The organism is Herbaspirillum sp. WGmk3, assembly GCF_023952535.1.
Lineage (GTDB): Bacteria > Pseudomonadota > Gammaproteobacteria > Burkholderiales > Burkholderiaceae_D > Herbaspirillum > Herbaspirillum huttiense.
This window is the reverse complement of the sequence record NZ_JAKYWT010000003.1, coordinates 258,865-282,431: the sequence shown is the minus strand read 5'-3', so window position 1 is coordinate 282,431 and position 23,567 is coordinate 258,865. Positions and strand designations below refer to the sequence as shown.

The 23,567-nt window shown below is 63.7% G+C and carries 18 protein-coding genes; 7 read left to right on the top strand and 11 right to left on the bottom strand.

Annotation, left to right across the window (positions count from 1 at the left end; all coding sequences use genetic code 11):
* Positions 1-271 precede the first annotated feature (271 nt).
* From puuE to MKD49_RS13225, 5 genes are all read right to left on the bottom strand, one after another.
* Positions 272-1,204, bottom strand: a complete 933-nt coding sequence (gene puuE, locus MKD49_RS13245) for an allantoinase PuuE (RefSeq protein WP_252696518.1) — start codon at positions 1,202-1,204, stop codon at positions 272-274.
* A 64-nt stretch (positions 1,205-1,268) separates the two neighbouring features.
* Entirely contained in the window at positions 1,269-2,003 is a 735-nt protein-coding gene (locus MKD49_RS13240; protein ID WP_121040599.1) for an aspartate/glutamate racemase family protein, read from the bottom strand.
* A 39-nt stretch (positions 2,004-2,042) separates the two neighbouring features.
* Positions 2,043-3,494: an NCS1 family nucleobase:cation symporter-1 gene (locus MKD49_RS13235; protein WP_252696517.1), complete on the bottom strand. Its 1,452-nt coding sequence runs from the start codon at positions 3,492-3,494 to the stop codon at positions 2,043-2,045.
* A 223-nt stretch (positions 3,495-3,717) separates the two neighbouring features.
* Positions 3,718-4,458: a GntR family transcriptional regulator gene (locus MKD49_RS13230; RefSeq protein ID WP_034334381.1), complete on the bottom strand. Its 741-nt coding sequence runs from the start codon at positions 4,456-4,458 to the stop codon at positions 3,718-3,720.
* 442 nt (positions 4,459-4,900) lie between these two features.
* Entirely contained in the window at positions 4,901-5,959 is a 1,059-nt protein-coding gene (locus MKD49_RS13225; protein ID WP_252696516.1) for an adenosine deaminase, read from the bottom strand.
* Between the two features lie 301 nt (positions 5,960-6,260).
* Here MKD49_RS13225 and MKD49_RS13220 point away from each other — a divergent pair, with 301 nt between their 5' ends.
* Entirely contained in the window at positions 6,261-6,806 is a 546-nt protein-coding gene (locus MKD49_RS13220) for a hypothetical protein (RefSeq protein WP_039783703.1), read from the top strand.
* Between the two features lie 96 nt (positions 6,807-6,902).
* Here the strand turns inward: MKD49_RS13220 and MKD49_RS13215 are convergent, their stop codons facing one another.
* From MKD49_RS13215 to MKD49_RS13190, 6 genes are all read right to left on the bottom strand, one after another.
* On the bottom strand, positions 6,903-7,058 hold the full coding sequence (locus tag MKD49_RS13215; protein WP_252696515.1) for a hypothetical protein: 156 nt from the start codon (positions 7,056-7,058) through the stop codon (positions 6,903-6,905).
* A 170-nt stretch (positions 7,059-7,228) separates the two neighbouring features.
* Entirely contained in the window at positions 7,229-7,963 is a 735-nt protein-coding gene (locus MKD49_RS13210) for an amino acid ABC transporter ATP-binding protein (RefSeq protein ID WP_077236161.1), read from the bottom strand.
* A complete protein-coding gene (locus MKD49_RS13205; protein ID WP_034334373.1) occupies positions 7,944-8,600 on the bottom strand; it encodes an amino acid ABC transporter permease in 657 nt (218 codons plus the stop codon). The genes MKD49_RS13210 and MKD49_RS13205 overlap by 20 nt, the downstream gene beginning before the upstream one ends.
* Positions 8,597-9,268, bottom strand: a complete 672-nt coding sequence (locus MKD49_RS13200) for an amino acid ABC transporter permease (RefSeq protein WP_034334375.1) — start codon at positions 9,266-9,268, stop codon at positions 8,597-8,599. Before MKD49_RS13200 ends, MKD49_RS13205 begins: the two co-directional genes overlap by 4 nt.
* A 204-nt stretch (positions 9,269-9,472) precedes the next feature.
* Positions 9,473-10,255 (bottom strand): transporter substrate-binding domain-containing protein, encoded by a 783-nt coding sequence (locus MKD49_RS13195; protein WP_121040592.1) that lies wholly within the window; start codon positions 10,253-10,255, stop codon positions 9,473-9,475.
* A 65-nt stretch (positions 10,256-10,320) separates the two neighbouring features.
* Positions 10,321-11,067: a GntR family transcriptional regulator gene (locus MKD49_RS13190; protein ID WP_034334379.1), complete on the bottom strand. Its 747-nt coding sequence runs from the start codon at positions 11,065-11,067 to the stop codon at positions 10,321-10,323.
* 543 nt (positions 11,068-11,610) lie between these two features.
* Between MKD49_RS13190 and MKD49_RS13185 the strand changes: the two genes are divergently transcribed.
* The 6 genes from MKD49_RS13185 (at position 11,611) to pelF (ending at position 23,562) form a co-directional block, all read left to right on the top strand.
* Complete coding sequence (locus MKD49_RS13185; RefSeq protein WP_252696514.1) at positions 11,611-14,595, top strand: endo alpha-1,4 polygalactosaminidase; 2,985 nt, start codon at positions 11,611-11,613, stop codon at positions 14,593-14,595.
* On the top strand, positions 14,525-18,619 hold the full coding sequence (locus MKD49_RS13180) for a tetratricopeptide repeat protein (RefSeq protein WP_252696513.1): 4,095 nt from the start codon (positions 14,525-14,527) through the stop codon (positions 18,617-18,619). Before MKD49_RS13185 ends, MKD49_RS13180 begins: the two co-directional genes overlap by 71 nt.
* Before the next feature lie 135 nt (positions 18,620-18,754).
* Positions 18,755-19,384 carry a penicillin-binding protein activator LpoB gene (locus MKD49_RS13175; protein WP_252696512.1) on the top strand — a complete coding sequence of 210 codons (630 nt, stop codon included), beginning with the start codon at positions 18,755-18,757 and terminating at the stop codon, positions 19,382-19,384.
* 11 nt (positions 19,385-19,395) lie between these two features.
* Positions 19,396-20,886, top strand: coding sequence for a PelD GGDEF domain-containing protein (locus tag MKD49_RS26585; RefSeq protein ID WP_252696511.1), 1,491 nt, complete (start codon positions 19,396-19,398; stop codon positions 20,884-20,886).
* On the top strand, positions 20,876-21,940 hold the full coding sequence (locus MKD49_RS13165; RefSeq protein WP_252696510.1) for a hypothetical protein: 1,065 nt from the start codon (positions 20,876-20,878) through the stop codon (positions 21,938-21,940). The genes MKD49_RS26585 and MKD49_RS13165 overlap by 11 nt, the downstream gene beginning before the upstream one ends.
* Entirely contained in the window at positions 21,937-23,562 is a 1,626-nt protein-coding gene (pelF, locus tag MKD49_RS13160) for a GT4 family glycosyltransferase PelF (protein WP_121040584.1), read from the top strand. Before MKD49_RS13165 ends, pelF begins: the two co-directional genes overlap by 4 nt.
* Positions 23,563-23,567: the final 5 nt, after the last annotated feature.

The following is a 23,567-nucleotide window of genomic DNA, read 5'->3' as shown; positions in this document are numbered from 1 at the left end:
ATTGGGTACTGAAGCGGGGACCCTCCGAAGGAGGGCGGCGGAGTTGCGGTCGCCTTCTTTTGCTTACTTTTCTTGGCGAGACAAGAAAAGTGAGCGGCTGCCGGGCCGCCCCCGGCGCGTTCTTCCGACCGGAGAGAGAACAGAATTAAGCTAGAGCGCAGGAAAGATTTCCGTGCAGACTACCCCAAGCCACAAAACCATCACCGACAAAAAAATACCGCCCAAGGACAAAACCCCAAGGCGGTACAGATAAATTCCAAAAAGGAATAAATCAGCGCTCCAAAAATGGATGCGTCTTCTTCCAGTGTTCAGCGATATCGATACGCCGGCAGATCCAGACTTTGTCGTGTGACTGCACATAATCCAGGAAGCGCTGCAGGGCACGGAACCGTCCAGGCCGTCCGAGCAATCGGCAATGCATCCCGATGGACAGCATCTTCGGCGCGTCTTCACCCTCTTCATAGAGCACGTCGAAACTATCCTTGAGGTACTGGTAGAAGTGCTCGCTAGTGTTAAACCCTTGAGGCGTAGCAAACCGCATGTCATTGGAATCCAGCGTATAAGGCACCACCAGATGCGGTGCCTTCACGCCACCGCTGGTCTCGACTTCAGTCCAGAACGGCAGATCATCCCCGTAGTAATCGGAGTCATAGGCAAAGCCCCCGTGCTCCACCACCAGCTGCCGCGTATTGGGCGAATCCCGCCCCGTATACCAGCCCAGCGGCGCGCTCCCGGTGAGCTCACGGAAGATCTGCACCGCCTCCTGCATATGCGCCCGCTCGGTCTCGATATCCATGTTCTGATAATGAATCCACTTCAAGCCATGGCAAGCAATCTCATGCCCCAGCTCCTGGAACGCCTGAGTCACATCAGGCGAACGCTGCAAGGCCGTGGCCACGCCAAAGATCGTCATCGGCAGACCACGCTTCTCGAACTCGCGCAGGATGCGCCACACCCCCACCCGCGACCCATATTCGTAAATCGATTCCATCGACATGTGCCGCGCCGGATAAGCCGCCGCCCCCACGATCTCGGACAGGAATTGCTCCGACGCCGGATCGCCATGCAAGACGCAATTCTCGCCGCCTTCTTCATAATTCAGCACGAATTGCAAAGCCACCCGCGCCTGGCCGGGCCAGCGCGCGTGCGGCGGGTTGCGGCCGTAGCCGGCCAGGTCGCGAGGGTAAGTTTGTTGCTGTGACATAAGTTCTTCGTTTGGCTGTCAAGAAAGGAAATCGCAGCGCCCGACCACAGCGCCGCAGGGAAAATCACACACGTGCAAAACCGCTGAGCAATCCATGATAAGCCTTGGGCAAAGGCCGCGCCCACTCACCACCCTTGGCCGTGCCCAGCCCCAGCGCCACCAGCGACTCCGCCAGCTTGACCGCTGCGGTCACGCCGTCGATCACCGGTGCACCAATGTCACGGCCAATGGCCGCACACAGGTCGGCCATGCCGGCACACCCCAGCACGATGGCCTCGGCCCCGTCTTCAGCCAGCGCACGCCGGCACTCGTCGGTAATGCGCGCCCGCGCATCGGAAGCCGGATTCTCCAACTCCAGCACCGCAATCTCGCAGGCGCGCACGTTACGGCAAAAACGCTGCATGCCGTAACGCTCGGCCAGATGCCAGGCCATGCCGCTGGTGCGCGCCAGCGTGGTCACCACCGAGAAGGACGGGGCGACCAGACTGGCCATGTGCATCGCCGCTTCGGCAATCCCGATCACCGGTCCCCGCGCCAGCTCGCGCGCGGCCGACAAACCAGGATCACCGAAACAGGCAATCACGTAGGCATCCACACCCTCGCGCTCGCCCTGCTCGATTTCCTGCAGCAGGCCCGGCACGGCCAGCGCCTCGTCATAGTGGCTCTCGATCGAGGCCGGCCCCATCTGCGGACTCACGCCCGTGATCTCGGTGCCGGGTGCCGCTACCTGACGGGCGCAGGCAGTCATGGCCTCGGTCATGCTCATGGTGGTGTTGGGATTGATCAGCTTGATGCGCATGCTTGTTCCTTGATGCAATGAAGTCCAGGTCGGCGACGCTCAACGCTTGCGCGCGAACATCAGGTAGAACACCGCGCCCAGCGCCGCACCGATGAACCAGGAGAAGTCCGCCGCTTTGCGCAGCTGCGGCAGCATCACGCAGGCCACGCACACGGCAGCAGCCAGCACCAGCGCCTTGACCGCATCACGGTTCACGCCATTGGTGTACCAGTAACGGCCTTCGGGACGCATGGTGTAGAGATCCTCAACCTTCACCTGGCGTTGCTTGACCAGGTAGTAGTCCGACAGCAGGATGCCGTACAGCGGCCCGATGAAGCCGCCCAGTACATCCAGCGTGTAGTGGATCACTTCCGGATTGCCGAACAGGTTCCAGGGCGTGATGAAGATCGAGGCCGTGGCGGCGATCATCCCGCCGGCGCGCCAGCTGATGCGGCTGGGCGAGAGATTGGAAAAGTCGAAGGCAGCCGAGACGAAATTGGCCACGATGTTGATGCCGATGGTGGCCGTCAGGAAGGTCAGCGCGCCAATCACGGCAGCGGTCGTGCTGTCGATGCGCGAGACGGTCTCTACCGGATCGGTGATCAGTTCGCCAAACACGGCAATGGTGGCCGAAGTAGTCACCACCGTGACTATCGAAAAGGCCAGGAAGTTGACCGGCAGGCCCCAGAAGTTGCCGCGCTTCACATCGGCGAAGGTATGGCAGTAGCGGGAGAAGTCGCCGAAGTTGAGCATCGGCCCCGAGAAGTAGGACACCACCAGCGAGATCGCCGTGATCATCACCGAGACCGCGGCCCAGCCGCTGTACTTGATCTCGCCCAGGTTCAGGCCGACGTTCTGCCAGCCGGCCTTGTAGATCATCCAGCCCGCCAGGATGAACATGACCACATAGACCGCCGGACCGGCAAAGTCGATGAATTTCTTGATGGTCTCCATGCCGTTCCAGAACACCAGCGCCTGCAACACCCACAGCAGCAGGAAGCCGCCCCAGCCCAGCGCGGAGAGGCCGGCGAAGGAGTGCACATGAACATCGGCATAAGGCTTCAGTTCCGGGAAGAACTTCAGCACCACCACCACGAAGGCGGCCGAGGCCAGGTAGGTCTGGATGCCGTACCAGGCCACCGCGATCAGGCCGCGGATCATGGCGGGGACGTTGGCGCCCAGCACGCCAAAGGACAGGCGGCTCATCACCGGATAGGGCACGCCATGCGCCTGGCTGGGACGCGCCACCAGGTTGCACAGCAGGTAGACGATGCTGATGCCGATCAGCAGCGAGATCAGCACCTGCCAGCTGGTGAGGCCCAGGGCGAACAGGCTGCCGGCGAATACGTAGCCGCCCACGCTGTGTACGTCGGACATCCAGAAGGCAAAGATGTTGTAGGAACCCCAGGTCTGTTTCTTCAGGGGGGCAAGGTCTTCATTGGTCAGGCGCGCATCGTCGGCGCCGGCGAGATAGGCGCCGGGTGCAGCGGAGGGGGAAGCGTCGGTAGTCATGGCCGGTCTCCATCAGAGAGAAAGGTTGGGTGAAACGAATCACGCCCGGCCGCAGCCGGGCTGTTCAACGGACTTCCTGCATGCTCTTGTCGGCATGGTGGTGGTCACACGGTCGGTATTGCATTCGGCCGCGCGACGTGGCCCTGTTTGTTTCTCACTTCCTTCTTCCATCTTCCTGATCCGCCCTGGCGGGAAAATCAGGGTGTGCGCGCCGGCCCGTGGGTCACAGTCCCTTGCCGAGCACGGCACGCAGATCGAACTGATCGTCCGCATCCGGCCGTACCCGGTCCTCGCACAAATGCAAGTGATGTGCCATATGCGACTGGGCTGCGGCAACATCGCCTTTTTCCAGCGCTTCCAGCACGGTTTCGTGTTCATCGAAGGAGCAGGCGTTGTGGCCCGGCGCCTCCGTCTTGGCGATCATCAGCGTGGTGCGCGAGACCAGCTTGCGCAGCGTTTCCACCAGCAGCGCGTTGCCCGTCAGTTCCGCCAGCGCCAGGTGGAACTGGGCGGAAAGCCGGATCCAGCGCGGCCGGTCACCGTTCAGATAGCAATCCCGCTCTTCCTCCACCATGCGCCGCAAGCCGGCGATCTGGCGCGTGCCCGCCTCGCGCCCCACCTTCTCCAGCACCGCATGTTCGAGGATGTTGCGCAGCTCGAACATGTCGCGCACCTCGGCATGCGAAGGGCTGGCGATGAAAGCGCCCCGGTTGGCTTCCAGATCCACCATGCCCTCCGAGGCCAGGCGCGACAGCACCTTGCGCACCGTGTGGCGGGCCGTGTCGTAGATCTGGCACAGGGTCTGCTCGGTCAGCTTGGTACGCGGCGGCAGGCGGTGTTCCATGATCGCGTCATAGATGTCCTGGTACATCCTCTCCTCGACCGCTCCCGTGCTTTCGCGCTCGCGTGCACTTGCGCGGGCCGGGGCGGCAGGGGGGCGTGCGGTTTTGCTGGCTTTGTTCATGATGCTCATGCTCTGGCTGGAATGACTGTCTGGAAGGTCTTGCCGGTCAACAACGAGGCGCATGGATCGTCAACAATCTGAAAATGGATTTGCAACAAAACGGGGCTCATTCTGCACCAAAAAGAATGCCCTGTGACCCTCTTTGGGTCACCGCCGACGCGACTTTCGATGCTGCGACGCAGCGCCGATCGGGCAAACTTCCCTTGTGAACAATGGCGTACCGCATGCTGCATGGCGTAATCTTGATTTCAAAAATTGTTGTCAATCTGTGCGTTCGATTGCGGCAAAAACGGGTGGTCAATGGTGCCGGTGGCGCGCTGCAAAAGACGGGCCGGACCGTCGCCAATCCCCTGTAACTCCTATGCAAGAAGCGTGCTTGACCGCAAGGGATATGAAAACGCCCGGCACATGGCCGGGCGCGGTGTTGCAAGCTGCGGCAGGTTCAGTGGCTGGTGGCGTACTGTTCCAGCTCTTGGTGCAGGGTGGCCTTGTCTTCGTCGGACAGGAAGCAGGCGTCGATGCCATTGCGTGCCAGCTGCAGCACCTGCTCGCGCGAGAGGTTCAGCGAGCGGGCGACAGCGTGGTAGTTGGCGTTCATGTAGCCGCCGAAGTAGGCCGGGTCGTCGGAGTTGACGGTCACGGCCAGGCCGGCATCGAGCAGGCGCGCCAGGTTGTGCTCGGCCATGTCCTTGACCACGCACAGCTTCAGGTTGGATAGCGGGCACACCGTCAGCGGGATGCGCTGTTGCGCCAGGCGCTGCATCAGGGCCGGATCTTCCTCGCTGCGCACGCCGTGGTCGATGCGTTCGACGTGCAGCACGTCCAGCGCGCCGATCACGTAGGCGGCCGGACCTTCTTCACCGGCGTGGGCCACCAGGCGGAAGCCGAGTTCACGGCAGCGGGCGTAGACGCGTTCGAACTTCTCCGGCGGATTGCCGCGTTCGGAAGAATCCAGGCCGATGCCCAGCCACAGGTCGGCGTACTGCTCGCGCAGCGGCAGTGCCGCTTCCAAGGTGGCGAAGGCATCTTCTTCGGAAAGATGGCGCAGGAAGGACATGATCATCACGCTGCCGAAGCCGTCGCGACGGCGCGCATCGCGCAGGGCGGCGGCGATGCCGGCGAACACGGTAGCGATCGGAATGCCGCGCTCGGTGTGGGTTTGCGGATCGAAGAAGATCTCGGCATGGCGCACGTTGTCGGCTTGCGCGCGGGCAATGTAGGCGGCGGTCATGTCGTAGAAGTCCTGCTCGGTGCGCAGCACGTTGGCGCCGGCGTAGTAGAGATCGAGGAAGGACTGCAGGTCGCTGAAGTTGTAGGCCGCGCGCAGGTCCTCGACCGAAGCATAGGGCAGGGCGACGTTGTTGCGCTGGGCCAGGGCGAACATCAGCTCGGGTTCCAGCGTGCCTTCGATGTGCAGGTGCAGTTCGGTTTTCGGCAGGCCGGCGATGAAACCGTCCAGCGCGGCGCCGGTAGCGGAGGAAGAAATGACAGCTGAGCTCATGGAAACGACCCTTCAAAAATGGCAGAAACAGGGAAGGCGGGCGCGGGAACAGACCCGTGGGCGCCGCGCGACACTTCGCCGCGCCAGCATAGCCGCCTTCCGGACCCCGCATTATCACGCAAATCGCAGCCCTGGCTCCACAAAGGTAAAAGCCGGTATGCCGCTGAACCAAAGAGGCTGCGTGAGTTCTGAGCAGCAGTGCTGCGTCCTCTCGCCGGGCGGGACTTTGGCAGGGATGCAACTAAATCTCGCCAGCATCGGGCAAGCCATGTTTAAATGCTAAGCTTCTTGGGGGAAACGAATGCGCAAGTCGATCAGGGAAAGCATGCAGTGGATCGTGGGTGGCACCGTACTGGTGGCCATGTCGGGGTGTTCCATGATGCCGTGGACGGAAGCCGAGGATCCGACGGTGGTACCGTACAAGACGGTCCTGAGCGGTTCCTACCAGGGTTTCCTGAAGAACTGGGATGAGCAGCGCCAGCCGGTTTTCTGTGCCCTGATCCGCAGCCGCGCCGAGTGGGACCGCTGGATGCAGCCGGCTCCGGTGATGAACGACAAGCGTCCCTTCGGTCCTTCGGCCGATCATTTTGAACGCAAGCAATATCTGGTGGTGGCGCGCAGCATGACCGCCCCGGATGCGGCGGAACGTCCCCATGTCTTCACGCCCTTGTCTCTGCGTCTGCGCGACGGCACCCTGCGTCTGAACTATCTCTATCGCGCACCGGCTTCCGGCGCTTCGTATCGCATCAAGGATTACCTGATGGTGGCCATTCCCAAGGAACGGTTCACGACGGGGCCGGTGGTGTTTTATGAGAATGACCGGAAGGTGTGTGAAGTCGACCGATGATTCGCGATTGCCCGATCGCATCATGCAAAAGCCCCGGTTTCAGCCGGGGCTTTTGCATGGGGCAATGATTTTCGGCGGTGTCGGCCGGAAATGCCTTCACAGCCGGCAATATTTTGACTCATAGGTTTGGACAAGGCACACCAGCGCATCCAAACGCTGCCCATCTTCAGAGTCAAGTGTCGCCAACATCAGTGTTTCAATCTCGGCAAGCGCGGCGAGATATTCCGATTCCGTCATTGCAGCGCTGATCATGGTCGCTTCCTTCGCTTGAGCAGTGTTGAAAAATTGGAGCTGTTGAGACGAAGGGACCATAGCAGTCCGACGGTCATCGAAAGAAGGTTGAGCATTAAAAAACCCAGGCCCGGAAATTCTTCCAGACCTGGGGTTGTGATCCCGCTACAGCAACTTGTGCAGAGTCCGCTTCAAGCCCCTTGCGTCATCCCGATGAACTGCTGCAATTCCGGCGTCTTCGGATTGCCGAACAATTCCTCCGGCGGTCCGATCTCATGCACCTTGCCCTGGTGCATGAACACCAGCCGGTTGCAGACCTCGCGCGCAAAGCGCATCTCGTGCGTCACCATCAGCAGGGTCATGCCTTCCTTGGCCAGGCCGCGCATGACGGTCAGCACTTCGTTGACCAGTTCAGGATCCAGCGCCGAGGTGATCTCGTCGCACAGCAGCGCCTGCGGACTCATCGACAGTGCGCGCGCAATCGCCACGCGCTGCTGCTGGCCGCCGGAGAGTTGGTCCGGAAATGCATCAAACTTGTGACCCAGCCCGACCTTCTCCAGATTGGCCTTGGCCGTGGCCATCGCTTCGGCTTCGCTCGTGCCCTTCACGATCATCGGCGCAATCATCACGTTGCGGCCCACCGAGAGATGCGGGAACAGGTTGAACTGCTGGAAGATCATGCCGACCTTCAGCCGCAGGTTGCGCAGCTCCAGTTCGCTCGCCCCCAGCTTGGCACCGGCCACGCTGATGTTGCCTTCGTCGATGCTCTCCAGGCCGTTGATACAGCGCAGCAGGGTGGACTTGCCCGAGCCGCTCTTGCCGATGATGGCGATCACTTCACCGGGCTCGACGTCCAGGCTGATGCCCTTGAGGACTTCGTTGTCGCCGAAGCGTTTCTTGACGTTGTCAATGGCGATGAGCGGCATTGTATTTCCTTTCTAAAGACTGGCTGTACTTGGACAGCGGCCAGCAAAGCACGAAGTAGAAGGCACCCACGATGGCAAACACCGTGAAGGGGCGGAAGGTGGCATTGGTGATGACGGTGCCGGCCTTGGACAATTCGATGAAGCCGATGATGGAGGTCACCGCCGTCGACTTGATGATCTGCACGCCAAATCCCACCGTCGGTGCAATCGCGATACGGAAAGCCTGCGGCAGCACGATGTAGCGCATCTGCTGGAAGTAGCCCATGGCCAGCACCGATGAGGCTTCCCACTGCCCCTTGGGAATGGCTTCCACGCAACCGCGCCAGATCTCGGCGAGATACGACGCGCTCCAGCACATCAGCGCCAGTCCCGCCGCCAGCCAGGCCGGCACTTCGATACCGAACAGCGCAATGCCGAAGAAGACCAGGAACAACTGCATCAGCAGCGGCGTGCCTTGGAACAGTTCGATGTAGAGCCGGGCGACTTGTCGCAGCCAGTTCTGGCGCGAAGTGCGCATGAACAGGATGATCAGGCCCAGTGCGCCACCGAGCACGAAGGTGACCAGCGACAGGACGATGGTCCAGCGCCACGCCAGCATCAGGTTGCGGACGATGTCCCAGGTGGTGAACGTGATCATGCGGTCCTCCGGGCGGTGATGAAGTGGTTGCCGATCAGGCGCAGCAACTGGCGCAACAGGATGGCCAGCACCAGGTAGATGGCGGTGGCGACGATGTAGGCTTCGAAGGCGCGGAAGTTGCGGCCCTGGATGTAGTTGGCCGCGAAGGACAATTCTTCCACCGCGATCTGCGAACACACCGCCGAGCCCAGCATGACGATGACCACCTGCGAAGACAGTGCCGGCCAGATTTTCTGCAGCGCCGGACGCAGGATGATGTGGCGGAAGATCTGCCCGCGCGACATCGACAGCGATTGCGCCGCCTCGATCTGCCCGCGCGGAATCGCCTGCACGCCGGCGCGGATGATCTCGGTGCTGTAGGCACCCAGGTTGATCACCATGGCCAGGATGGCAGCGGTGATTTCACTGATGTGGATGTTCAGCGAAGGCAGGCCGAAGAAAATGAAGAACAGCTGCACCAGGAAGGGCGTGTTGCGGATGATCTCCACATAGCCGCTGACGATGGGTTTGAGCCAGCCCGGCCCCTGCGTGCGTGCCCAGGCACCGAAGATGCCCACGGCCACGCCCAGCACGCCGCCGATGGCGATGAGCTCGGCGGTGGTCGCCACACCCTTGACGATGACGTCGGTGTAGTCGAGCGTGGAAAGAAAATCGAATTGATAAGCCATGATGTCGTGTCTGCCCTGCCTCGAAAATGCTGCGTTTGCCGGGTTGTCCGCCTGCCTGCTGCCGGGGTGAAACTGGTTTGCTGCTGTATTGGTACTGTATTGGTGCTCTAGGGCGACCGTATTGCCGTCGCCTTGCTACTGTACTGGTGGATTTCCGCAACTGTCATGCCGCACACCACGAAGGTGTGCGGTCACACCAGCAAATTACAGGCCAGCCGGCAGCGGCAGGCCCAGCCACTTCTGGGAGATGGCGTTGAGGCTGCCGTCCTTCTTGGCGTCGGCCAGGATGGCGTCGACCTTGTCCTGCAGCTTCTTCTCACCCTTGTTCAGGCCGATGAAGCAGGGCGAATCCTTGATCAGGAACTTGGTCTCGGGCTTCTTGGGCGGGTTCTTGGCGATGATGGCGGCTGCCACGACGTTGCCGGTCGCTACCAGCTGCACCTGGCCGGAGAGGAAGGAGCTGATGGTGCTGTTGTTGTCTTCGTAGCGCTTCACGGTGGCCGAGGCCGGCACGATCTTGGTCAGTTCCAGGTCTTCCACCGAGCCACGGGTGACGGCAATGGTCTTGCCGGCCAGGTCGGCGGCGCTCTTGACCGGCAGGTCGGCCGGGCCGAACACGCCATTGAAGAAGGGCGCATAGGCAGCGCTGAAGTCGATCACCTTCTCACGCTCGGCGTTCTTGCCCATGCTGGAGATGACCAGGTCGACTTTCTTCGTGGTCAGGTAGGGAATGCGGTTGGCGCTGGAGACCGGGATCAGTTCGACCTTCACGCCGATCTTCTTGGCGATCAGATTGGCCACGTCGATGTCGAAGCCCAGCGGCTTGAGGTCGCTGTCGACCGAGCCGAACGGCGGGAAGTCGGCCGGCACCGCCACGCGCAGCGTGCCGTGCTTCTGGATATCGTCCAGGGCGTCGGCGCGGGCAGCCGAAGCGGAGAACATCATGGCGCCGGCCATCAGGCCGAGCAGGAGTTTGGTCAGTTTCATAGCAGTTTCCCTTGGGTTGACGTCGTTGACTACGTTGATGAGTGGCCTGTGCTGTACTGTGCTGCTCAAGGCCGTTTGCTTTCCTGGCGCGGCAGTCCGGTCTCGCCCGCAGCCCCCTGCCGCGACACCGATGCCAGCGCCTGCCGCAGCGGTTCCAGCGGATCGCTGCTGCGCACCTGGGTGAGCCCTGATTCCACATGCTGCAGGTGGTCCTGCATCAGTTGCTCTGCCCGTTCCAGATCGCCGCGTTCCAGCGCTTCGACGATCAATACATGTTCCGAACACGAATCCTCAGCCTGCTCCGACGATTGGTGCAGCATGGCCGTCAAGGTGGTGCGCGCGGTCAGGTCGCGCAGCGTTTCCGACAGCAGCGAGTTGCCCAGGCATTCGCACAGGCAGACATGGAAGTCCCCCAGCAGATAGCTGCGCGCCCCCACATCGGCCCCGGCGATGGCCGCCTCTTCACGTGCGATGTGATCGCGCAGCTGGCCGATGGCCTGCGCGCTGATCGGCCGCACCCGCGCCTGGCGCAACAGCCCCAGTTCGATCACGCGGCGTGCCTCGAAGGCTTCGCGCGCCTGTTCAGCAGTCGGCTCGATGACGAACCAGCCGCGCCGGGCACTGACGGTGACGATGCCACGCGCCATGAGCCGGGTCAGCGCTTCGCGCACCTGGGTGCGCGAGACGCCGAACAGATCGGCCAGCTGCTGTTCGCCCAAGCGCGTCCCCGGTGCCAGTTGCTTGGCGAGGATGGCCTCGGTGATGCGGACCGCTATCTGCGACGACGACTTGGCGGAAGGATCGGTGTTCATATCCTCTCATCAGCAAGTTGTGTGCCACGCTGATATACAAGATTGGCATACAACAAGCCGCGACGATTATTGGCGGCCAGACGCCGGTGTGGCAAGGGTTTGCGCGGGGTGTCGCAATGTGGTCACGCTGGCGGGAGGGCGGGTGATGCGGCGCAAAATGGACGAAATGAAGGAGTCGGCGCAGGGCTTGCCTGCTTTTGGTGCGTTTGAGCCCGCCACAGGCGGGTTTGGGCTGCCCTGCTTTTGTGCGCCGCATTGTCGAATATGAATGCATTGGCAATTTCAGGCAGCGGATTATCTTGGATGGGCGTCAAAATATTCACATCAAGAGACATCGAAATTCCCTTCAAGTAATAAACTTGCAGTTGAATCTAGTTAGAATCTGATACAAATTGCTAACAAGCACACAGGGAAAATCCGGCAAATTTAACAAGAACAAGGATGGAAGCTCATCCATGTCAGGATTTTCCGGATTTCCGCAATGCCGCAGCCGTGGTTTCATACGGCCTGCCAAATTGATAACAAATCCATCAGGGAGAGCCCGTGCCGCGCTCTGCAGCAAGCCAAGCCATACAACAAACAGCCGGCCGGACCTGGCGCGCCTTGCGGGCGCTGGCCTGGACCCTGGCCGCCAGCGCGGCGGCGCTGGTGACCGGTGCAGCGCCGGCCCAGAACCCGGCGGCGGCCACGGCGGCCGCGCCCACCTCGATCGCCTTCTATTACGGCCCCAATCCCCCGCTGGCTGACCTGCAGGCCTTTGACGTGGCCGTGGTGGAACCGGCCTTCGTGCGCGACCCGGCCGCACGCACGCGCAGTGCGGCCAACGGGGCGCACCAGCTGTTTGCCTATGTCTCGCTGGGCGAGGTCCAGCCTTCGCGGCCTTACTACAAGCAGATGCCGCCCGGCCTGCTCAAGGGCGACAACGCCGCCTGGGGCAGCCGCGTGATCGACCAGACCGCGCCCGGCTGGCGCGACTTCTTCCTCGACAAGATCGTGGCGCCCTTGTGGGCGCAGGGCTGGCGCGGTTTCTTCCTCGACACGCTGGATTCCTACCAGCTGTTCGCCAAGACCGATGCCGAACGCGCCGCCCAGACGCAGGCCATGATCGCCACGTTGCGCGAATTCAAGCGCCGCTATCCGGAGGCGAAGCTGATTCTCAATCGCGGCTTCGAACTGTTCCCCGATGTGGCACCGCTGACGTATGCGGTGGCTGCCGAATCGCTCTATCGCGGCTACGACGCCGGCCGCCGCAGCTATGGTGCCGTCACCGACAATGACCGCGCCTGGCTCTCCGGCCAGCTGCGCACCATCCGCGACCGCTATCGCCTGCCGGCCATCGCCATCGATTACGTCGACCCGTTCCAGCCCGGTGCCCGCGCCCTGGCGCGCGAGACCGCCAAAAAGATCAGCGCCGACGGCTTCCTGCCCTGGGTGGCCGATGGCACGCTGATGTCCATGGGCGTGTCCAGTGTCGAACTGGTGCCGCGCAATGTGCTGGTGCTGCTGGATGTGGCCAAGGGCGATGACCTGCATACCACCGAGGCACAACGCTTCCTCGGCATCCAGCTGAATCACCTCGGCTTGCGCTATGAATTCCGTGAAGTCGGCCGCGAGGGCCTGCCCACCGAGCCTCTGGCCGGACGCTATGCGGGCGTGGTGACCTGGTTCCGCAGCGGTACCGATCACCAGCGCCTGGGTCCGTGGATCGGGCAGCGCATCAAGGAAGGTGTGCCGGTGGCCATCTTCAATGCCTTCGGTTTCCAGATGACCAGGCTCAGTGCCGGCATGCTGGGGCTGACCAGTTTTTCCGCCCCTGCGCCGGAACAGCTGGAGGTCACGCAAGCCGATCCCGAACTGATGGGTTTCGAGACCAAGCCGCGCGTGGACCGCACGCAGCTGGAGCTGGTGCGCCTGACCGATCCTGCCGCCAAGTCGCTGCTGCGCATGAAGGATGGCCGCAACAACATCTACGATGCCGCCGCCATCATGCCCTGGGGTGGTTTCGCCCTGGCCCCGTTCGCTACCACCACGCTGCAGGTGATGGACCCGCCGCGCTGGGTGCTGCAGCCCATGCTGTTCCTCAAACGTGCGCTGCGCCTGCCCGATATCCCGGTGCCGGATGTGACCACCGAGGGCGGCCGCCGCATCCAGACCAGCCACCTCGATGGCGATGGGTTTCCCTCCAAGGCCGAATATCCGGGCTCGCCCTTTGCGGTCGAAGTGCTGCAGCGGGAGATCTGGGACCGATACCGCTTCCCCGTGACGGTCTCGGTGGTGGAGGGCGAGCTGAGCCCGCAGGGCGTCTATCCGCAGCTCTCGGCGCAGACCACGGCGCTGGCGCGCAAGATGTTCACGTTGCCTTATGTCGAGCCGGCCAGCCATTCCTTCTCGCATCCCTTCAACTGGGCCGATGCGATGTATGACACCCGCACCGCGGACATCAACCAGATGGATGGCGATGCCTCGCGCACGCTGGACATCCCCAACTACAAATTCAACTTGCAGCGCGAGATCAAGGGGTCGATGGACTACATCAACAAGACCCTGCTGCCCCCGGGAAAGAAGGCCGAAGTCTTCCTCTGGACCGGCAACTGCGTGCCGCCGCCCGAGGCCATCGCCCAGACTTATCTGGACGGTTTCCTCAACATGAACGGCGGCGACACCATGATCACCAGGAGCCGCAACACCTGGACCGACATCGCCGCGCAGGGGGTGCGCAAGCAGGGCTGGTACCAGGTCTTCGCGCCCAACCAGGACGAGAATGTCTACACCGGCAACTGGACCGGTCCCTTCTACGGTTTCGAGCGCGCCATAGAAAGTTATGAACTGACCGGCGAGCCGGTCCGCTTCAAGGCGGTGGACATCTACTACCACTTCTACGCCGGCACCAAGCCCGCCTCGGTGGCGGCCCTGCACAAGATCCACCGCTGGGCGGAGGCGCAGCCGTTCACGCGGCTGTACGTCTCGCAGTACATCCGCAAGGTCATCGATTTCGAAAATACCAGCATCGCCCGCACTGCCGATGGCACGCTGGTGTATCGCACCGGTGAGTATCTGCGCACGCTGCGCATTCCGGCCGATGCGCCTGACGTGGATTTGTCACAGCCCGGCATCGCCGGGATCGCGCCGGGCCCGAGTGGCCGTTACCTGATCACGTCGGCCGGCGAAGTGCGCATCCGCCAGCGCAGCGCCGACGAGCCATCCGATGCGTCGCCGGCCTTGCCCATGCTGCTGGAAGCGGCCGGCCAGGTCGGTGATTTCCAGCGCAGCATCAACGGCAACAAGGCCGAGCTGCGTTTTTCGCTCACCGCCAATGGCGTGACGACCTTCAGCGTCAGCGGCGCGCGCGCCTGTACTGCCACCGCCAATGGCGTGGCGCTGGCCAAGGGCAAGTCGGTCAGCATCACCGGCCAGACGTGGTACCGCAATTTCACCGGCAAGACTGCAGTTCATCAATATGACATCGGCTCCGCAACCGCCCCGCTCGCGACAACACGGCACCTGGTACTCGTTCAATGCACCTTATGAACGGGCCAGGCTGTTCTCGCCCTGGACGATCGCCGGCTTCGCGCTGGCAGTCGGGACGGTGCTCGCCTTGGTCTATCCCAAGGTCTCGCTGCAGCAGCGGCTGGAAGTGGCCAATGCCAGCGGCAAATCCGACCAGCTGACGGTCGAGTACATCAAGGTCTTCCTCAAGGCCCAGCCCGGCAATGCGGCGCTGCGTGCCGAGCTGGTCAAGCAGATGATCGACCTCGGCCAGTTCGGGGAGGCGCGCGCGCAACTGGCCTTGCTGCAGCTGGACAGCAGCGCCGCGGCGCGCCTGTCGGCGGCCTGGCTGGAATATCGCATCCGCCAGCAGGAAGTCTTCGCTCTGCCCAAGGATGCGCCCGAGCGCACGTTCTTGCTGGCGCAGTTGCGCGAACAGCTCAATGTGCTGATGACCTATCCGCTCACTGCGCAGCAATGGCTGACGCTGTCGCAGGATGCGCTGGCACTCGGTGACGGCGAGTCCGCACGCGCTGCCTTCGCGCGCCTGCTGGCCGATCGCAGCACGGCCGACATGTCCTACACCGAAGCGGTGCGCCTGGGCCAGCAGAGTCTGGGCGTGGGCGATTATCACAGCAGCGCGGCCTTCTACCTGCTGGCCATGCAACATGCCGGATCGCTGGCGGCGCGCCGCGAGAATTTCCTCGATGCGATGCGGACCCTGCAGGCCGGCGGCTTCTACCAGGAAGCGCTGGCCGCCGCCGAGGCCAACCTCGGTCCGCTGGCCAATGACAAGACCGTGCTGCTGTACCTGACGCGGCTGGCCCAGGCGGCCAATCGCCCGGATGCCGCCGAACGTTACGTGAAGCAGTTGCTGCAATTGTCGATGGCGCGTGCGCCGTCGCCGCTGGCGGCTGTGCGGGCCGGGCAGGGGGGCGTGGTGGCCGTGTCCATGCAGGACTTCCGGCAGTCGCTGCAGCAGATGCAATCGCTGCTGCACCACCCTCGGCGCCTGCACAATGAACTGCAGCGCGCGATGCAGCAGGGCCGCCTGCTGCGTGTGGCCGGGGAGAACCAGCCCTCGGCGGCCGATGTGGCTTCCAGCCGCGCGCTGGCCAGGCTGCCCTTCGATGAGGAGATCTACACGCTGGCCTACAACGTCTTCCTGGCCAATCGCAACCTGGTCGATGCGCGCCTGCTGGCGCAATCGGCGGTGCGCCAGCGCCCCGATGACGCGGCCTGGCGCAAGCGCCTGGCCGAGGTCTCCGAATGGAGCGGCGTGCCGGAACAGGCCACGCCGCAATGGCTGGCCTATGCGCGCCTGTCGGGTGACGAGGCGGCATGGGACAACGTCCTGCGTGCCGCCGCCGGGACCTTTGAACAAGACATGCTGGTCGAGGCCCTGCAGCACAAGATGCAGGTCGAGCCCGGCAATGCGCAGTGGGTCAACCTGCTGGTGGCGCAATACGAAAACATCGGCCAGCCCGAACGCGCCGCCGCCTTGCTGGAAGAGCGTCTGCGCGGCAAGCCGGCCCGCACTCCCGACGCCGCCACCGAGCGCAACGGCACCATGGAAGCGCTGGCCAAGCTGTATCTGCGCATGGGCCGCGATGATGCTGCGCTGGCGACCTTGCGCCGCCAGCGCGAGGAGTTCGGCCCTTCTGCTGCGAACGCCCTGATGACCGCCAATCCCCTGTATCTGCGCGGCCGCCTGGACGATGCGCTGGAAGTGCTGCGCGCTGCCGCCAGGGTGGCACCGGACGGCAATGCCGACTTCTGGCGCACCTATGCGGAAGTGGCGCGCTACATGGGTCTGAATGAAGAGGCGCGCATCGGCTATGACCGCCTGCTGGCCGCAGACCAGGCCGCCGAAGGCGACATGAGCAACATGATGGTGGTGATCCAGGACCGCGAACCACGCGCCGCCGCCGAGCTGGCCGAGTTCGGTTTCCACCGCACCGGCGTGCCCAATTTCGCGGTGCAGGCGCTGACCTATCGCTTGCGTCTCAATGACCTGGAGGGCGCGCGCAGCTTCCTCGCCAGCCTGACTCCGCAGCAGAATGCGGCATTGGAAAAATACGTTCCTTTCCTCAGCGTGCGTTCCTCGGTCAAGCAATTGCAGCGTGATCTCGAGGGCGCGCGTGCCGACATGCGCCTGGCGCTGTCGCTGGCACCGCGCGCGGCCGATGTGCGGGCCGAGACCCTCTGGGTACTGATCGCCACGCGCGATGCCGCACTGCTCAATCGCGCCATGACGATGTGGGCCCATGATGCCGAGACCACGCCGCAACTGTGGGGACCGTACGCCGCCGCCAACATGTCGCTGAATCGGCAGAACCAGGCGCTGCACTGGTTCCGCAAATCCGGCTTCCCGCACGACGATTACCTGTGGCTGATGAGTTATGCCGAGGCGCTGGATGCCACCGGCCAGCCCGACCTGGCCTGGCGCATCCGCCGCCATGCCTGGCTGGAAGTGCGCAATCCGCAACGGCTGCGCAATGTCCCGCCCGGGCAATTGCATGAATGGCGCGATCGTCTGGCGGCGCTGGCACCGCTGTTCATGAGTGCCGATGACAGCGCCCGCGTCATGCGCGCACTGTTGCGCAGCGATGTGACGCTGCCACCGCGGCCGGACGGCCAGTCCAACCCCGCCAACGGCCCGGCCCTGCTCAAGGACATGCAGCAAGCCGCGCGCAGCGATGCCGTCCAGCGCAGCCAGGATGAGGTGCGATCAGCGCAACTGGCCGAGGGGCCGGCAGCACTGTTTGCGCCCACCACCGACACCGGCCAGCGCCCGGGCGATGATGCGCGCTTGTCTTCCGGTGCACGCGAACTGGCGCTGGCCTATGCGATGAACCAGAACCAGTCCGACCTGGCCCGCACCTGGCTGGCCACGCGCTTTGCCAAACAGCTCGACAAGCCGCTGTGGGGCGAGCTGGCCATGGCGCTGGGCAACGATGATCGCCAGCGCTTGAATGCCATGCTGGACAACCTGGCCGACTGGCTGCCCATGTATGACCGCGTCGAAGCGGCACGCGTGGCCGGACGCGTCGGCCTGGCACAGACGCTGGCCTTCGACCAGCTCGAACGCCTGCCCGCTGACGATGAACTGCACGGACGGCTGACCGGGCTGGTGACCGATGAGCCGCCGCGCTTCTCGGCGGGCTACACCGCCACGCGCGAATTCCCGCTGGCCACCAAGCTGTTCACGGTCAACACCGGCGTGGCGCTCACGCCGGGCACGCGCTTCTCCTTCGGCTATACCGAACGGCACCAGACCGTGGACGACACGACTCTGCTGGGCGATGTGCCGGCGGTGGACCGGCTCTTCGAATTCACCCTGCGCCGTCGCATCGAGGATGGCTTCGTCAGCGCCAGCCTGCAGCACCGCGATGCGATGACTTCCTTCAATGGCCTGCGCCTGGAATTCTCGCAGCAGCTCACGCCCAAGCTCACGCTCTCCGGCAATGGCGGGCTGAACCTGGCGGCCATCGATTCGGCCTTGATCCGCGTGGGCGGACGGCGCAGCGGCGGCGAACTGAACCTGAATCTGCAATTGAGCCGTACCGAATACCTGCGCCTGGGCGGCGGCCTGCAGCGCTACCAGACGCAATCCGGCACGGCGCTCGGCAATGGCCGCACCCTCAATGCCGAAATCGGGACGCACTTGCGCGTGGAGTATCCCAACCTGACCCTGCGCGGCTTCGTCAACGATGCCAGGTTCAGTGATCGTGGTGCCAGCGATAGCCAGATCGCGCGCCTGGTCCCGGCCGGCAACGATCCGACCGGCTTCCGCTACATGCCGCTGGATGCGCGCTCGTGGGGTGTGGCACTGGGGGCCGGCACCGTCATCGAAAATGCCTACACGCGCGCCTGGCGTCCTTATGCGGAGTTCGGCCTGACCCGCACTTCCGACATCGGCTGGGGCCGCAACCTGCGCGCCGGGGTGGCCGGCAGCGTGCTGGGGCAGGACGTGCTGTCGGTGGCGGCACAGAGCACCAGCGCCACGCCCAACACGCCGCAGCGCGGGTTTGAATTGAATGTGCTCTACAAATGGTTCTACTGAAATGGAAACCGAAACCGAAGATGAAGGCCTCGCTGTCCGTATCGTGTCGAAAAATGATTGATCAATGAAATCGATGAATCAGTCCTCATTAATCTATGGCCGCGAAAGGCCGCGTATTGCTCCAAGGTGACCACCATGACAAACAAGATCCGCTACACGCTGTTGAAACTCGGCAGCGCTGCCGTACTGGCCCTGGGCCTGGCCGCCTGCTCCACCACCGACATCGGCCGCGCGCCGGTGGTGCCGGCCGATGCGCGCTGGGGCTTGCTGCCCTTTGCCAATCACACCGAGACCCCGCAGGCCGGACTGCGTGCCGAGTCGATCTCGGAAAGCATCCTGCGCGCCAATGGCCTGGCCGAGCTGCGCCGCTATCCGGCGTCGCTCAACAATGAAACCCTGTTCGAACCGATGGACCGCAAGCAGCTCGATGCCGCCCTAGACTGGGCACGCAGCGAGAACATCACCCATGCACTCTCCGGCAGCGTCGATGAATGGCGCTACAAGGTCGGCATCGATGGCGAGCCGGCGGTGGGCCTGACGCTGCAGCTGATCGAGGTCTCCAGTGGCAAGGTGGTCTGGGCAGCGGCCGGCGCGAAGAGTGGCTGGAGCCGCGAAGCCTTGTCGGCCGTGGCGCAGAAACTCATGCGCAGCCTGCTGTCGCCCTTGCGCGCGCTGGCGCGGACCTCGGCGGCCGTCAATGCGGCCAATGCCGCGGATGCTGCTGCGCAGGCCGAGTCCGCCACACTCGAGATGCAGCGCCCCTGATGGGAGAGAACGTGAACGACAGCCAACGGCCCACTGCACCACCGGTCTCCGGACGTCCCGGCGGCGGCCAGCCGTGGGCGGCCAGTCCGCGTCCGGCACCGACGGCGGCGCAGAAGCGCCAGAAGTTCTGGTCACGCCTGTTTACGCGCTTCGATACCGACAGCGGATCACCGCGCAAGGCGGCCCTGCGCATCGTCGAGACCATTGCGCTGGTGGCCGCCGCGCTGGGTGTGGCCTGGTGGCTGGCGCCGGAGGATCCGTTCGGGCTGGAGGCGCAATTCCCCTGGCTGTGGCTGATGCCGGCCATCCTTGCCATGCGCTACGGCAGCACGCTGGGCGTGGTGGCGGTGGCCACCATGCTGGGGGGCTGGTATCTGCTCATGCATGGCCATCATGAGGATGAGGCGCAGGCCGTGGTGTCGGCGGCGCAGGCCTTTCCGCAAGCCTATTTCCTGGGCGGGCTGGTGCTGACGCTGCTGTGCGGCCAGTTCGCCGAAGTGTGGAATGCGCGCAGCCGCCGCCTGCGCGGGGTGAATGCCTATCTGGAAGAGCGCCTGACCATGCTCACCAAGAATCACTTCCTGCTGCGCCTGTCGCATGAGCGGCTGGAACAGGACCTGCTGTCCAAGCCGCTGACCCTGCGTGAATCGCTGGACCGCATGCGCGCCCTCACGCTCACGCAATACCTGCTGGACCCGGGACGCATGCCGGCACCGGATGCCTTCCTGCAGATCCTGGTGCAGAGCTGCCAGGTGGAGTCGGCCTCAGTCTTCGCTTGCGATGTTCATGGACACGTCCTGCCTGACGCCGTGGCCAGCGTGGGCAAGGTCACGCCGCTGGCGGCCGACGACCCGCTGGTGCGCTATTGCCTGACGCAGCAGAAGCTGGGCCATATCCAGACCGAGAGCCTGAACCAGACCCTGCGCAACCAGAGCCGCTATCTGGTCTGTGCGCCCTTGCGCAACTACGAGGGCCGCCAGTTCGGCTTGCTGGTGGTGGAACAGTTGCCCTTCCTGGCCCTCAACGAAGACACGCTGCAACTGATGTCGGTGCTCATCGACTACTACGCCGACGGCATCGAGATGGGCGACAGCGCCCGCGCCATCCTGCAGCAGCTGCCGACCTGCCCGCCGGAACTGGCGGTGGACTTGGTGCGCCTGCATCGTCTCAAGCGCAGCACCGACATCGATTCCTCGCTGGTGGCGCTGGTGTTCGGTGACGACGAACTCTCGCGCGACATGTACGATCAGGTACGCCGTTTGAAGCGCGCCGCCGATGTGGTCTGGACCTACAAGGCCGGTGGCCGCAACGTGTTGATGACCTTGCTGCCGCTGGCCGGACCGGCAGCGGTGGATGGCTACCTGATGCGCATCGAAACCGCTTCGCACGCGCAGTTCGACAACAAGTCCCTGGCCAACTTCGCCGCTGCGCACACCGCTGCGCTGGGCAGCGATGAGCCGATGCGCCTCTTGATCAACCTGGTGGAACGCTGTGCTGCTTAAACTCTCCGCTGCCGGTCTGAGTTTCGAGACCGCCTCCGTGGCCCTGCTGCTGCAGGGCGGCAACGGGCTGGGCGTACTCTCCGGTTATCTGCTGCTGCACCTGGCCTCCTCGGCGCTGTTCGCGCTGGCCATCGCGCAGGTGGCACCGCCGCAGTACCGGCGTCCGCGCACGGCCTTGCTGCTGTATTTGTTCTTCTTCAATTTCTTCATTCCCATCGGCGGCGTGCTGTGTGCCGTGGTGGCGCTGCTGGTGGCCGTGCTCTGGCCCAAGGACAAGCCGGAAGACCATTTCGACACCACCCAGGCCCCGGCCTTCGTCACTGCGCGCAGGCGCGAGGGCAGCGGTTTTTCCGGCAACCGCGTGCGGGCGCAGCTGGGCAACGTCGCCACGCCCGTGGACAAGCGGCTCAATGCACTGGTGGCGATCCAGAGCACGCCCACGCGCGCCAGCGGCGCTTCGCTGCGCAGCCTGCTGGGCGATCCGGCGGACGACGTGCGGCTGCTGGCCTATGGCATCCTGGATGGCAAGGAAAAGAAGATCACCCAGCGCATCGTCGACATGCGCAACCACCTCAAGACCGTCTCCGACCCCGAGACCCTGAGCATCCTGCATCAGCAGGTGGCCGAGCTCTATCAGGAACTGATCTACCAGAACCTGGTGCAGGGCGACCTGCTGAACTACTCCTACACCCAGATGCGCGAGCACGCCCGGGCGGCGCTGCAGATCGATGCCGCCCAACCGGGCCTGTGGTTCATGCTGGCGCGCATGGAGCTGGCCAACCGCAACGTGGCCGACGCCGCCGAGGCCATGCAGCGCGCCCATGAATATGGTTTTTCGCGCGTGCGTCTCCTGCCTTACCTGGCCGAACTCAGCTTCCTCGAACACGACTACGAACAAGTTCGCAAGCTCTTCATCGAAATGCAATACGATCCCAGCGTGTCCTCGCAGCCGCAGCTGCACCGTTACTGGCGCCATGGCCGGCGCACCATTGCCAACCGGCCTGACACCTTCAGTCCCGCGCCTGCGGGCCGTCCTGGCGGAGGCCGCCGATGAATGCGCCTGTCGTCAAACCGGTCGCCGGCGATGCGTCCTACCAGCGCCGCGCCAAGGACTGCGACGTCATGCTGCTGCTGGAAGGGACCTTCCCGTATGTGAGCGGTGGCGTGTCAAGTTGGGTCAACCAGATCATCCGGGGTTTTCCCGAGATCCGTTTCGGCCTGTGCTTCATCGGCAGTCGGCCCGAGGATTACGGCACCCCCAAGTACGCACTGCCGGACAACGTGGTCCATCTGGAAACGCACTTCATCCACGAACATCTCTCGGCGACGCAGGTGGTGCGTTCGCGCGGCGATGCAGCCGCCTTCGAGCGCATCGACGAACTGCATGCCATGTTCCGCGCCTACGACCGCACCGATGCCACCTCGCATTCGGCGCTGGTGGCGCAACTGGGTGAGCTGATTCCGATGATGGAAGATGGGGGCAAGATGGACCAGGACACCTTCCTCTTCAGCAAGCGTTCCTGGGATTACCTCGCTTCGCAATACCGCATCTTCTGCACCGATCCTTCCTTCGTCGATTACTTCTGGACCGTGCGCATCATGCACCAGCCGGTATGGACCCTGGCCCGCGTGGCGCGCCAGCTGATCCCGGCGCGCTGCTATCACACCATCTCCACCGGTTACGCGGGCTTCCTCGGGGCGCTGATGAAGATGCAGACCGGCCGTCCGCTGATCCTTTCCGAACACGGCATCTACACCAAGGAACGCAAGATCGACCTGTTCCAGAGCGAGTGGATTCGCGACAACCGCAACGTCTTCGAAAAGGATGCCTCGCAGATTCCCTACTTCCGCGAGATGTGGATCCGCTTCTTCGAGGCGCTGGGCCGGCTGTGCTACCAGGCGTCCAACGACATCGTCGCGCTCTACGAGACCAACCGTCTGCGCCAGATCCATGACGGCGCACCGGCCGAGCGCACGCGCAATATCCCCAACGGCATTGACCTGCCGCGCCTGTCCAAGCTGCGCGCATTGCGCAGTGAGAAGATTCCGCCGGTGCTTTGCCTGCTGGGCCGGGTGGTGCCGATCAAGGATGTGAAGACCTTCATCCGTGCCATGCGTACCGTGGTCAACCAGTATCCGGAGGCCGAAGCCTGGATCGCCGGACCGGAAGATGAAGACCCGGCCTATGCCGGTGAGTGCCATGCGATTGCCGATGGCCTGGGCCTGACCGACAAGGTCAAGTTCCTCGGTTTCCAGAAGATCGACGAGCTCATGCCCAAGATCGGACTGGTGGTGCTCTCCAGCATCAGCGAGGCCTTGCCACTGGTGCTGCTGGAAGGTTTTGCGGCCGGTGTGCCGGCCGTTGCCACCGATGTGGGATCGTGCCGCCAGCTGCTGTATGGACTGTCGGAAGAAGACCAGGCGCTGGGCGCAGCGGGGGATGTGGTCGGCATCGCCCAGCCCCAGGCGCTGGCCGACGCGGCATTGAAACTGCTGACCGATCCGCAGCGCTGGCACGCGGCCCAGGCCGCAGGCATTGCGCGCGTGGAGCGTTATTACACCCAGGACATGATGTTCGGTGCCTACCGTGAGCTGTACCAGCGTTCGCTGGCGCAGGGTGGGCCGGACAGCGACGCCGCATCCGGACAGCCGTTGCGCTGCCCGGTGCGGCACTGACGAGG

Bases quoted from the DNA above. Each gene is read 5' to 3' on its own strand.
- puuE (WP_252696518.1), bottom strand. From the start codon at position 1,204: ATGTCACAGCAACAAACTTACCCTCGCGACCTGGCCGGCTACGGCCGC.
- MKD49_RS13240 (WP_121040599.1), bottom strand. From the start codon at position 2,003: ATGCGCATCAAGCTGATCAATCCCAACACCACCATGAGCATGACCGAG.
- MKD49_RS13235 (WP_252696517.1), bottom strand. From the start codon at position 3,494: ATGACTACCGACGCTTCCCCCTCCGCTGCACCCGGCGCCTATCTCGCC.
- MKD49_RS13230 (WP_034334381.1), bottom strand. From the start codon at position 4,458: ATGAACAAAGCCAGCAAAACCGCACGCCCCCCTGCCGCCCCGGCCCGC.
- MKD49_RS13225 (WP_252696516.1), bottom strand. From the start codon at position 5,959: ATGAGCTCAGCTGTCATTTCTTCCTCCGCTACCGGCGCCGCGCTGGAC.
- MKD49_RS13220 (WP_039783703.1), top strand. From the start codon at position 6,261: ATGCGCAAGTCGATCAGGGAAAGCATGCAGTGGATCGTGGGTGGCACC.
- MKD49_RS13215 (WP_252696515.1), bottom strand. From the start codon at position 7,058: ATGATCAGCGCTGCAATGACGGAATCGGAATATCTCGCCGCGCTTGCC.
- MKD49_RS13210 (WP_077236161.1), bottom strand. From the start codon at position 7,963: ATGCCGCTCATCGCCATTGACAACGTCAAGAAACGCTTCGGCGACAAC.
- MKD49_RS13205 (WP_034334373.1), bottom strand. From the start codon at position 8,600: ATGATCACGTTCACCACCTGGGACATCGTCCGCAACCTGATGCTGGCG.
- MKD49_RS13200 (WP_034334375.1), bottom strand. From the start codon at position 9,268: ATGGCTTATCAATTCGATTTTCTTTCCACGCTCGACTACACCGACGTC.
- MKD49_RS13195 (WP_121040592.1), bottom strand. From the start codon at position 10,255: ATGAAACTGACCAAACTCCTGCTCGGCCTGATGGCCGGCGCCATGATG.
- MKD49_RS13190 (WP_034334379.1), bottom strand. From the start codon at position 11,067: ATGAACACCGATCCTTCCGCCAAGTCGTCGTCGCAGATAGCGGTCCGC.
- MKD49_RS13180 (WP_252696513.1), top strand. From the start codon at position 14,525: ATGACATCGGCTCCGCAACCGCCCCGCTCGCGACAACACGGCACCTGG.
- MKD49_RS13175 (WP_252696512.1), top strand. From the start codon at position 18,755: ATGACAAACAAGATCCGCTACACGCTGTTGAAACTCGGCAGCGCTGCC.
- pelF (WP_121040584.1), top strand. From the start codon at position 21,937: ATGAATGCGCCTGTCGTCAAACCGGTCGCCGGCGATGCGTCCTACCAG.